This window comes from Finegoldia sp. P2-F-LR (genome assembly GCF_052932265.1).
On the sequence record NZ_JBRFJF010000001.1, the window covers coordinates 57,240 to 69,061 of the forward strand.

Annotated in this window: 9 protein-coding genes; 8 read left to right on the forward strand and 1 reads right to left on the reverse strand. The window is 27.6% G+C overall.

Translation table 11 applies throughout. The annotated features are described in order from the left end of the window. Window positions 1-5: 5 nt before the first annotated feature. The 8 genes from ACU68W_RS00305 (at window position 6) to ACU68W_RS00340 (ending at window position 11,107) form a co-directional block, all read left to right on the forward strand. Complete coding sequence (locus tag ACU68W_RS00305) at window positions 6-797, forward strand: pyruvate, water dikinase regulatory protein (RefSeq protein ID WP_094223447.1); 792 nt, start codon at window positions 6-8, stop codon at window positions 795-797. Between the two features lie 90 nt (window positions 798-887). Continuing rightward, entirely contained in the window at window positions 888-2,330 is a 1,443-nt protein-coding gene (locus ACU68W_RS00310; protein WP_446755934.1) for a PASTA domain-containing protein, read from the forward strand. A 1-nt stretch (window position 2,331) separates the two neighbouring features. Beyond that, complete coding sequence (locus ACU68W_RS00315; protein ID WP_094223449.1) at window positions 2,332-3,006, forward strand: protein phosphatase 2C domain-containing protein; 675 nt, start codon at window positions 2,332-2,334, stop codon at window positions 3,004-3,006. Between the two features lie 56 nt (window positions 3,007-3,062). Beyond that, complete coding sequence (gene miaB / locus ACU68W_RS00320) at window positions 3,063-4,448, forward strand: tRNA (N6-isopentenyl adenosine(37)-C2)-methylthiotransferase MiaB (protein ID WP_094223450.1); 1,386 nt, start codon at window positions 3,063-3,065, stop codon at window positions 4,446-4,448. Between the two features lies 1 nt (window position 4,449). Beyond that, entirely contained in the window at window positions 4,450-7,029 is a 2,580-nt protein-coding gene (gene mutS / locus ACU68W_RS00325) for a DNA mismatch repair protein MutS (protein WP_094223451.1), read from the forward strand. After that, window positions 7,022-8,905: a DNA mismatch repair endonuclease MutL gene (gene mutL / locus ACU68W_RS00330; protein ID WP_094223452.1), complete on the forward strand. Its 1,884-nt coding sequence runs from the start codon at window positions 7,022-7,024 to the stop codon at window positions 8,903-8,905. Before mutS ends, mutL begins: the two co-directional genes overlap by 8 nt. Then, a complete protein-coding gene (miaA, locus tag ACU68W_RS00335; protein ID WP_094223453.1) occupies window positions 8,902-9,846 on the forward strand; it encodes a tRNA (adenosine(37)-N6)-dimethylallyltransferase MiaA in 945 nt (314 codons plus the stop codon). Before mutL ends, miaA begins: the two co-directional genes overlap by 4 nt. Next, complete coding sequence (locus ACU68W_RS00340) at window positions 9,833-11,107, forward strand: methionine gamma-lyase family protein (protein ID WP_446755935.1); 1,275 nt, start codon at window positions 9,833-9,835, stop codon at window positions 11,105-11,107. The genes miaA and ACU68W_RS00340 overlap by 14 nt, the downstream gene beginning before the upstream one ends. A 50-nt stretch (window positions 11,108-11,157) precedes the next feature. Here the strand turns inward: ACU68W_RS00340 and lexA are convergent, their stop codons facing one another. Next, a complete protein-coding gene (lexA, locus tag ACU68W_RS00345) occupies window positions 11,158-11,784 on the reverse strand; it encodes a transcriptional repressor LexA (RefSeq protein WP_002836400.1) in 627 nt (208 codons plus the stop codon). Window positions 11,785-11,822: the final 38 nt, after the last annotated feature.

Below are 11,822 nucleotides of genomic sequence, written 5' to 3' on the forward strand. Positions count from 1 at the left end.
ATGTTATGAATAAAACCATGGTAGTTATTTCTGATTCCACGGGTGAAACAGCGAATCAAGTTTTGGATGCTGTTAAAGTTCATTTTGATATTAAAAATGTAAGAATAAAAAAATTCTCAAAAATTATTAGAAGAGAACAGATTGATGAAATATTAAACGAAATTAATGGAGAAATCCTAATATTTTCAACAATCGTAGATCGTGATTTGCTGAATTATTTGATTGAGAAAACAGAAATGAATGAATCGATTTATTTAGTAGATGTTCTATCATATCCTATCTTAGTTTCAAGTAAGTTTTTTAAGCAACAACCTAAATTCGATATTGGATTAAATAGAAAAGTTGACCAAGAATATCTTGAAAAGATGGAAGCTTTAGAATTTGCAGTAAAATATGATGATTGTAAGGATAAGTTTGGTATTTTAAAAGCTGATATTATATTAATAGGAGTTTCAAGAACTTCAAAAACGCCATTGAGTTTAAATTTAGCATTCAAAAATTATAAAGTATGTAATATTCCAATTTTACCAGAAGTCCAAGTCCCATCTGAATTATTCAAAGTTGATAAGAAAAAAATTATTGGTTTGATTATTGACTCTGATAAACTTAATAATATCAGAGAAAATCGAATGGCTAAAATTGGTTTGCAATTAGGCTACTCAGATGATTCAAGGATAGAAAAAGAGCTTGATTATGCAAAAGAAATTATGAACAAGATAGGCTGTAAAATAATTAATGTTACGGATAAAACAATTGACGAAACCTCTAATGAAATAATTTCATATATTGATAAATAACAGTAAAATTTAAGTTCTCATTTTTTGAGAGCTTTTTTTGTTTTAGCTATTGAATTATGATAAAATATTAAGAGAATACTGGAGGTAAATGTGGAAAATAGTAGATACGAAATTCAAAGAAAAATAAATGAAGACAAATTTTCTACGACATTTAAAGCTTATGATAAAAAATTAAATAGATACCTTAGTTTCAAGGAGTATAACGACAAAAAATATTTTGATTCATTAGCAAATAATTTAAAATCTTTATCAAACTTACATCATCCTAATATTCTTGAAATGTATGACCTAATGATTAGTTCTGATAATAAGTGTTTTTTAACTTATGAGTTTTTTGATGGAATATCATTGGATAATTTGTTCAAAAGAAAGAATGTTTCAGAATCATTTATATTAGATATTTTAAAAAAGATTTTACTATCTTTAATTTATTCTGAAAATAATGAAATATTTTTTGGAAATTTACGAATTTATAATATGTTAGTAGATGAAAATAATAATCTTAAGATTGATATTTTTAAAAACTTTGATGGTGAAAATTTTGGAGATAGTACATCTCAGTTAAATCATAATATAAGCGTATTATTAGAAATTCTAGAAAATTCTAATATAGATATTGAAAATAGTAATTTGAATAGCTTTTATCAAAAGCTAAGAAATAATTCTTATGATGATACACAAGGTATTATGAAAGATTTAAATGAAATTAATAATTATAAAATGACAGGTTCAAATAATGATTCTATAGATAATACAATTAAATTAGATTTAAAAAATGGGCATGAGAAAAATATGTCCTATAAAATAGATGAAAATTTATTTGAGGAAGAAGAGATAAAAAATAAAAAGAAATCACATAATTATCTTAAGTCTTTTTTAGTGTATTTTACATCTGTATTATTAGCTTTTTTTGCTGCTGCAGTAATTATTTTTTGTTATAATTTGAGGCCAAAAGCACCTGATTATGTTGGGAAAAACTTAAGGCTTGCTGTTGACCAGGCTACAGCAAATGACATTGAATTAGTTGTGGACAAATCAGTAAGCGTGGACAAGTCAGATTTTAATAAATATGTGGTTATTGGTCAGAGTCCAAAAGTTGGCGATAAGCTTTTATTTAATAAAAAAATTAAGGTAGAACTTGGATTAGAAAAAGAAGACACAATGATTAACTTAATTGGTTTAAATTTGAAAAAAGCTAAAAAAGAGCTATCTAATCTAGGTGTAAATGTTAAGAAAGTTAGATACAAAAAAAGTTCAGTATATGATGAAGGTATAGTAATTGACCAAAGCATTGAAGCTGGTAGAAATATTAAAAATGGTGATTTCATTACTATAACTGTAAGTTCTGGTAAAGCAAGAAAAACAGAAACAGTTGAAGATGAATATACTCCACCTGAAGAAAATGAAAGACCTAATGAAGATGAAACTGAAAATTCTAGTGTAGATAATAATGATTCAAATTCAAATTCAGATAATAATCAAGAATCAGATAATGAAAATACTAGAAAAAACGATAATAACAGTGGGGAATAATATGGAGTATTTTTCGATTTCATATAAGGGTGATATCAGAGAAAAAAATGAAGACTACTATAAAAATGAAACTTTCAAAGATTCCCAAATTTTTTTAATAGCAGATGGTATGGGAGGATGCAAATACGGAGAAAAAGCTTCTGAAATTGCTGTTGAAGAGTTTTTGATTTGTTTTAAAAATCATTACGATGAAAAACTTAGTATGAAAGATTTGATTTATGGGTCAATTCATCATGCAGGTTATAAAATTTTGGATTTCTCAAAATCAAATAATTGCTTAAATAATATAGGAACTACATTCTTAGCCACTATTATTAAAGAAAATACAATGTATTTATTCAATATTGGTGATAGCAGAGCTTATTTACAAAATGAATATGGGTTTTATCAAATATCAAAAGACCATATTGTAAAAAACAATGAAAATCTTAAAAATGCTATAACAAGAGGACTTGGTTTTTTGAGTATGGATAAACCTGATTATATTATTAAGGAATTAAACGCTGATGATCAGATACTTATGGCTACAGATGGTTTTTACAAATTCATTGAAAATAGTAGTATTGAATATATTTTGAAATCAAACTTGAACGTAAAAGAAAAATGCAAGACATTATTAGAAAATGTAACTAATAAATCTGATGATAATATAACAATTACATTAATTAAAATATAAAAATTATTTATAAGCTATCGAATATCGATGGCTTATATTTTATAAAGGAGATTTAAATGGAAGAAAATAATAATAAATTGGCTTCAAATTCGTATGTTAATTTATTTGTAAATAGACACGGACATGCTCCAACTTATTCGATAATTACACATGGTTGTCAAATGAACGAACATGATTCCGAAAAAATCAAAACATTACTAGAAAATATGGGGTTTAAACAATCTGATGAAAAATTAGATGCAGACTTTATTATTTTTAATACTTGTTTAGTAAGAGAAAATGCAGAAATGAAAGTCTATGGTCAATTGGGAGCATTGAAAAACTTAAAAAGAGAGAATCCCGATATGCTAATCGCTGTCTGTGGATGTATGATGCAAACTGGTCCAGCAAGAGATATAATTAGAGAAAAATATCCACAGGTAGATATAGTATTTGGAGTAAATAACATAAATTCATTACCATATCTTATAGATAGACACCTAAGCAGCGGAAAATTAGTTGTAGATATCGAAAGAAAAGATGATATTGATGAAGATATTGCTATCAAAAGAGAAAATGAATTTGTTGGGTATGTGAATATAATGACAGGATGCAATAACTTTTGTACTTATTGTATAGTTCCTTATGCAAGAGGTAGAGAACAGAGTCGCTCTGTTGAAAGTATTATATCAGAAGTAAAAAGAATGGTAGATCAAGGATATAAAGATATAACTTTACTTGGACAAAATGTAAATTCTTACGGAAAAACACTTGAAAATCCTGTTACTTTTACCGAGTTATTAACAAAGGTTAATGATGTTGAAGGACTTGAAAGATTAAGATTTTTAACAAGTCATCCTAAAGATATCTCGGATGAATTAATTGACGCTATGGGTAAATTAGATAAAGTTTGCGAAAACATTCATCTACCTTTTCAAGCTGGATCAAATTCGGTTTTAGAAAGAATGCACAGGAGATATACTAAGGAATCTTACTTAGAGAAGATAGAAAAATTAAAGAAAAGCGTACCAGGAATTACTTTTTCAACAGACATTATAGTAGGATTTCCAGGAGAAACAGAAGAAGATTTTCAAGACACATTGGATGTGGTTAGAAAGGTTGGATACGAACAAGCTTTTACATTTAAATATAATAGAAGACCAGGAACAAAAGCTGACTTGTTCGAAGATCAAGTTGATGAAGCTGTAAAGCAAGATAGATTAGAAAGACTTTTGGATGTTGCTTATCCGATTTTTTACGAGAAGAACAAATCATACCTTGGTACTATACAAGAAGTATTAATTGAAGGGGAAAGTAAGAATAATCCTGAAGTAATGACAGGAAGAACTAGAACATTTAAGTTAGTAAATGTTAAATGTGATAAATCTTATATAGGGAAATTAGTAAATACAAAAATTGTAGATTTTAATTCTTTTGCATTAACAGGGGAAATGGTGGATTAATATGGGTTATACTCCTATGATCAAACAATACAAAGAAATAAAAGAACAGAACAAAGATTGTATATTATTTTTTAGATTAGGAGATTTCTACGAAATGTTCTTTGAAGATGCGTTACTAGCTTCCAAAGAACTTGAAATTGTTTTGACACAAAGAGACTGTGGAGAAAACCAAAAATGTCCAATGTGTGGTATTCCTTACCATGTGAGTGATGTATATATTAATAAATTGGTATCAAAAGGATATAAGGTTGCTATATGTGAACAACTTGAAGATCCAAAATTGGTAAAAGGTTTAGTTAAAAGAGGAATCATTAAAATCTATACTCCTGCTACAGTAATAGAAAATGAAAATTCTGACACTGGAAATTTTAATTACTTGATGAGTATTTCAAGAAAATCAAATGAAGTAGCTATTTCATATATAGATATTTCAACAGGTAATATTTCGTATACTAATACTACATCTGATGATATTTATAAAATAATCGAAAACGAGATTTCAAAAATTACTCCAAAAGAAATAATATTTAATGATCATGAGTTTTCTGTTAAATCATTAGAAACAATAGCAACTAAGTTTTCTATTGTATTAACAACTGTTAATAATAGCACTAATGCTTTAGATTTCATTAATAGCAAGATAAAATACGATAATAGCAACAGTGAAACAACTAATATTTGTGTTGCGAATTTATTAAAATATGTATTCAGATATCAAGAGGATTTAGTTCATATCAATAGCTCTAATAAATATTATATTAATGAGTTTATGGAAATTGATTCTAATAGCGTTATTAATCTAGAAATTCAAAAAAACTTATATACAAATTCTAAAAATGGTAGTTTGTTCGGAGTATTGAATCATACAAAAACTTCTATGGGATCTAGACTATTGCATAGTTATCTAGAAAGACCATTGATGGATAAAGAAGAAATTCTAACTAGACAAAATAGAGTTGAAGAAATTTTTAAAGATTATGAGTTATTAGTTAATTTAGAAGATTGTCTTGATGGTATATACGATTTGGATAGGCTGATAGCGAAATTATCATATAAAAGTGCCAATGCCAAGGATTTAATTGCTCTAAAGGTTTCTATTGAAAAGATTCCTTATTTAAAAAATCTTTTACATTGCAATAAGAAAAACATGCAATTATTAGGAGAAAAATTAGATGATTTACGAGATATATACGATTTAATTGATAAATCAATAGTTGATGATCCTCCAATAACTTTGACAGAAGGAAACTTAATAAAATCTAATTTTTCTACTGAATTGGATCAGTTGAGATATAACAGGGTGAATGGAAAAAATGAATTAGTAGAATACGAAATGTCTGAAAAAGATAGATTAGGAATTAAAAACTTAAAAATTGTATTTAATAAAAAACTTGGTTACTTCATAGATGTAACCAAATCTAACTTAAATAAAGTTGGAGATGATTATGAAAAAAGACAAACATTAACTAATTCATCAAGATTTAAGACTAAACAATTAGAAGCTATAGAATCAAAAATATTAGATTCTGAGGATGAAATCTTTGAACTTGAATATAAGATATTTGAGGATATTAGAAAAATGATTCTAGAGAATTTGTCTAGAATAAAAAAATCAGCTGATCTGATTGCAATCATTGATGTGTCAAATTCACTTGCTAAATGTGCTTATTTGAATAATTATATTAAGCCTGATATCAACACTTATGGATTAATTGATGTACTAGAATCCAGGCATCCTATAGTGGAGTTAAGTGTGGGTCAATCAGTATTTATAACAAATGATATTTTAATAGGATCAGGGAAAAATGATATACAGTTAATTACTGGACCTAATATGAGTGGTAAATCTACGTATCTTAGACAAGTAGCCCTAATTTGCATATTGAACCAAATTGGTTCATTCGTACCAGCTACTAAGGCAAATATTTCGATTGTGGATAAGATTTTCACAAGAATTGGATCAAGTGATAATTTATTTAAAGGTGAATCTACTTTCATGGTAGAAATGAAAGAAATGAGCAACATTATCAAGTATGCTACTTCAAATAGTTTGTTAGTTCTAGATGAAATAGGTCGAGGTACATCGACATTTGATGGACTAAGTCTTGCGTGGGCTATAGTTGAATATATTTCAAAGAATATAAAAGCAAAAACTTTGTTTGCAACTCATTATCATGAACTTACAGAATTAGAAAAAAAGTTGGATAATCTCATCAATATGAAAGTCGATATAAAAGAAACTAATGACTCTATTATATTTTTAAGAAAAATTACTAGAGGTTCAACTGATAAAAGCTATGGTATTGAAGTTGCTGAATTAGCTGGAATGCCAAAGACTCTTATAAAACGTGCTAAATCAATTTTAAAAGAAATTGACAAGGAAGATACTAAAATTGATTTGCCAATTGCAGATTTTACAGTTAATAACTATGATGACGATGAAAAAAATATTAATGAATTGGAAAATTTCAAGGATGAAATTAAAAATATTAATATAAATGAGATTACTCCTCTTCAGTCCCTACAACTGTTGAATGAGCTTGTTATTAAGGCTTCGAAATTAGGTGATAAAGATGATTAAGTTATTGTCAGAAGATACAATTCAAAAAATCGCAGCAGGTGAAGTTATTGAAAGACCTGTTTCAGTTATAAAAGAGTTGGTTGAAAACTCTATAGATGCTAGAAGTGATACTATTGTTGTAGAAATTAAAAATGGTGGGAAAGATTTTATATCTGTTAGCGATAATGGTTCTGGAATTGAAAAAAATGAAATAGAATTAGCGTTTAAAAGACACTCAACTAGTAAGCTTGAAAAATTTGATGATTTGTATGATATAAGGACATTAGGTTTTAGAGGAGAAGCGTTAGCTAGTATTCTTGCTGTGAGTAAACTTTCTGTCAGTACGAGAACAAAATCAGAAAAAATAGGGAAGAAAGTTGAGTTTAGAAATTCAAAGGTTATTAGTGAATCTGATGTTGCAATGAATGTAGGAACTAAAATAGTAATCAAGGATCTATTTTACAATGTGCCTGTAAGAAAAAAATTTATGAAGTCAGACCAGACAGAAGCAAATCTAATAACAACTACAATGTACAAATTTGCTATTTGTAATACAGAAGTTTCAATTAAATACATTAAGGATAACAAAACTCTGTTTGAGACTAAAAAGAATTCTTCAATTAGGGAGAATATTATTAACTTATTTGGTACTTCGATGTCAAATAATTTAATTGATATAGATATAAATTCACGAGATTACAAAATCCATGGCTATATTTCAAATAATAATTTGTATAGAGCTAATAGACAAATGCAATATATATTTCTAAATGGAAGATTTGTTAAATCTGAAGACATAAGAAATACCGTAGAATCTAATTATAAATCTGTAATACCTAATGGGAGATTTCCATTATTTTGGTTGTTTTTTGAAATAAATCCAAAGCTTGTAGATGTTAATGTTCATCCAAATAAACAAAAAGTTAAAATTTCTATTTTAGATGAAATATTGGAAGAACTTAATAAAAAAGTTAGATTTTTATTAGAAAATAATTCACGAATTGCAAATATTAGCCAGTCAATTCCTGATAATGACAAGTACAAAGATTTAAGAAAAAATTATTTTGAATCTGATTTTAGCACAACAAACTATAAGAACGATAAGGTGTCAGAACCTACTTATTCTTATAATCTTTTCAATGATAATTCAAAATTAAGTAATTTGAGAAATATAAAATACAAAGATGAGTCAGAAGATATTATAATAAAGCCAAAAACTACCGAAGAATTTTTTGGTGGTAACAAGATAGTAAATCAAAATAATTTATTTAATAACGATAGTGAACAAATTAAAGTTGAATCTTCTTTAAAAAAATATGAAAAATTTGATATCTTAACAGTTTTATTCAAAACTTATATTTTGGCTAAGGATAATTTCGACAGTAAAATTTATTTATTCGATCAACATGCATGTCATGAGAGAATTAATTATGAGAAATTAACAAAACAAATGCAAGATAACGAAGTGGTATCTCAAAATTTAGCTTTTCCAATTAATATATCTTTAACTGATGAATTAATGGAAATATATGCAAATAACAATAATATATTTGAAGAATTGGGATATGAAAGTGATGTTTTTTCAGATGATTCCGTTGTTATTCGTGCTGTTCCTTATTTATTTGGAAATTCAAATGCTAAGCTTTTATTTACTGATATTTTGGATACTATTGCTAAGAATTCAAATGATCCTTTTGACGTAATAGAGTCTAAAGTAATAAAGAGATCTTGTAAAATGAGCGTAAAAGCAGGCGATACGTTAAGTAACTTTGAAATAATTAAACTTTTAGAAGATTTATTTAAATGTGAATATCCATTAACTTGTCCTCATGGAAGGCCAACTTTTATTGAAATGAATGAAAAAGATTTAGAAAAAATGTTTATGAGGATAAAATGAAAAAAAAATGTATTGTAATCGTCGGACCTACTGGAGTAGGGAAAACTAGGTTAAGTATTTTTTTAGCAAAAAGATTAAACAGTCAGATTATTTCTGCAGATTCTATGCAAATCTATAAGTATATGGATATTGGTACTGCAAAAGTCGAAACAAAATATCAGAAAGAAATAAAACATCATTTGATAGATATAGTTGAACCAGATGAGAATTTTAATGTAGAGCAATTTCAAAGCCTTTGCATAGAAAAAATTGAAGAAATTTCATCTAAAAACAAAATTCCAATTATTGTTGGAGGAACAGGATTATATATCAATTCTATAACATATAAATTAGAGTTTAACACTGTTAAGTCTGATGAAAAATTAAGATATGAATTGGAAGATATTGCAGAATCACAAGGTAATCAAAAACTTCACGAAATCTTAGAAGATATAGACACTGAGTCGGCAAATAAAATTCATATGAACAATGTCAGACGTGTTATTAGAGCAATTGAAGTTTATAAGCTTACTGGTCATAAATTTAGTGAAATAAACAATAAATTTGATCACTATAATGGTGATTATGATTTTTATATAATTGGGTTAAATGATGACAGACATATCCTTTATGAAAGGATTAATCAAAGAGTGGATGAGATGATCGATGAAGGCTTTATGGCCGAATGTAAGTACATTTATGAAATGACAGATGAAAATTCCCAATCAATACAAGCTATAGGTTACAGAGAAGCTTTCATGTATTTGAATAATGAGATCTCTTTTAAAGATATGGTTAGTTTAATGAAAAAAAATAGCAGAAAATATGCCAAGAGACAATTAACTTGGTTCAGACAAGATGAAAGAATTCATTGGATGAATTTGAAAGATTTTAAAAAATTTGAAGATATTGAAAAAATTTGTTTGGAAAATGTGAAAGAATGGTTATATGATAAAAGATAAAATAAAAGAATGGTATGATGTAGATGATTATAGCTACGATACAGTAATAAAAAGTAATAATCAACTATCAGATAAATTTAAAGAATTGGAGAATTTGGAGTTTGTTAATCAACTTAAGGTTTTGAAAGCTTTCCAAGATAATAAGTTACAAGCTACAGATTTTGCATCAACAACTGGATACGGATATGGAGACGTTGGAAGAGATAAATGTGAAGCGATTTTTAGGGATATTTTTAAGGCAGAAGACTGTCTTGTTAGACCTTCAATTGCTTCTGGAACCCACGCTTTAAGCTTATTGATGAAGGGCGTGTTATTACCTGGGGATAAGTTATTATATATTACGGGTTTGCCTTACGATACATTACAAGAAGTGATAGGCATTGAAGGTAATTCACCATGTAATTTAAAAGAGTATGGTATTGACTTTGACTATGTTGATTTGGTAGATAATAATATAGATTTAGAATCTGTAGAATCTAAAATAGACTCTTCGGTAAAAATGATAGCTATTCAAAGGTCAACAGGATATAGCTTGAGAAATGCTATAAATATTGAACAAATTGGACAAGCCGCTAAATTTATCAAAGAAAAATTTCCTGAAATTATCATCATGGTTGACAACTGTTACGGAGAGTTCACTGAATACAAAGAACCTATTGAAGTTGGGTGTGATGTTATTGCTGGATCTTTGATAAAAAATCCAGGTGGTGGAATAGCGCTTTCTGGTGGATATATTGCAGGTAAAAAGTCCATCATCGATAGGGTAGCGAATACATTAACAGCACCAGGAATAGGGAAGGAAGTAGGAATAACTTTTGGCACTACTAGAAATACACTGCAAGGGTTATTTATGGCTCCCAAGGTTACAATAGAAGCTATGAAATCAGCATTATTATTTTCTCATGTATTTAAAAATTTGGGATTTAAAACAATACCTGATGTGGAAGACAAAAGAAGTGATATAATTTGTGCGATTATTTTAAAAAATGAAGAAAAAGTTGTTGAATTTTGTAGATCTATTCAAGAATCATCTGTTGTAGATTCACACGTAGTTCCTTATCCTTGGGATATGCCAGGATATGATGATAAAGTTATAATGGCATCTGGAAGCTTTATTGATGGTTCTAGTATAGAGATTTCAGCTGACGGTCCATTAAGAGAGCCATATGTAGCTTATTTTCAAGGATCACTAAGTTATAATCAAGCATTACTTGCTTGTATGAAAGTTGTTAAGAATTTAAAAAATAAAAATCTATTCTAAATTAATAAAAGCCTTCCTATTGCAAAATAAGAAGGCTTTCTTGGTATTATTTAATAAATAGTTCTGTATAGGCCAATAACTTTTCCTAAAATTTCTACATCTTTTACAATAATAGGATACATCGTTGAATTAGAAGGTCTTAGTTCAATATGGTCTGAATGTCTGTAAAATCTTTTAACAGTTGCTGATTCATCCATTAATGCAACGACAATATCTCCGTTGTTTGCAGTATTTTGTTTTCGTACAATTATCTTATCACCGTTTAATATTCCATCTTCAATCATAGATTCTCCTTGGACTTTCAAAATAAATACTACACCTTGTGATGTATATTCAATAGGAAGAGGAAATGTGTCTTCTACATTTTCTATGGCCAAAATTGGCATTCCAGCTTGAACTTTTCCAACAATAGGAACATCTATAGTCTCTTTTTTTATTTCATTTTCTTGTTCTTCATAAACACTGTCTATAATTTCTAAAGCTCTATTTTTTAAAGGATCTCTTCTTAAATAACCCTTCATTTCTAATTTCAAAATATTATTATGAACAGTTGATGTAGAATTGATATTCAAACTATCACCAATTTCGCGAATAGCAGGGGGATATCCTTTGTAATCTATATATCTTTTTATAAATTTTAATATTTCTATTTGCTTAGAGGTTAAATCATCGTACATTAATATACTCCTTTTCTATTCTTTTCTTGATTATATCA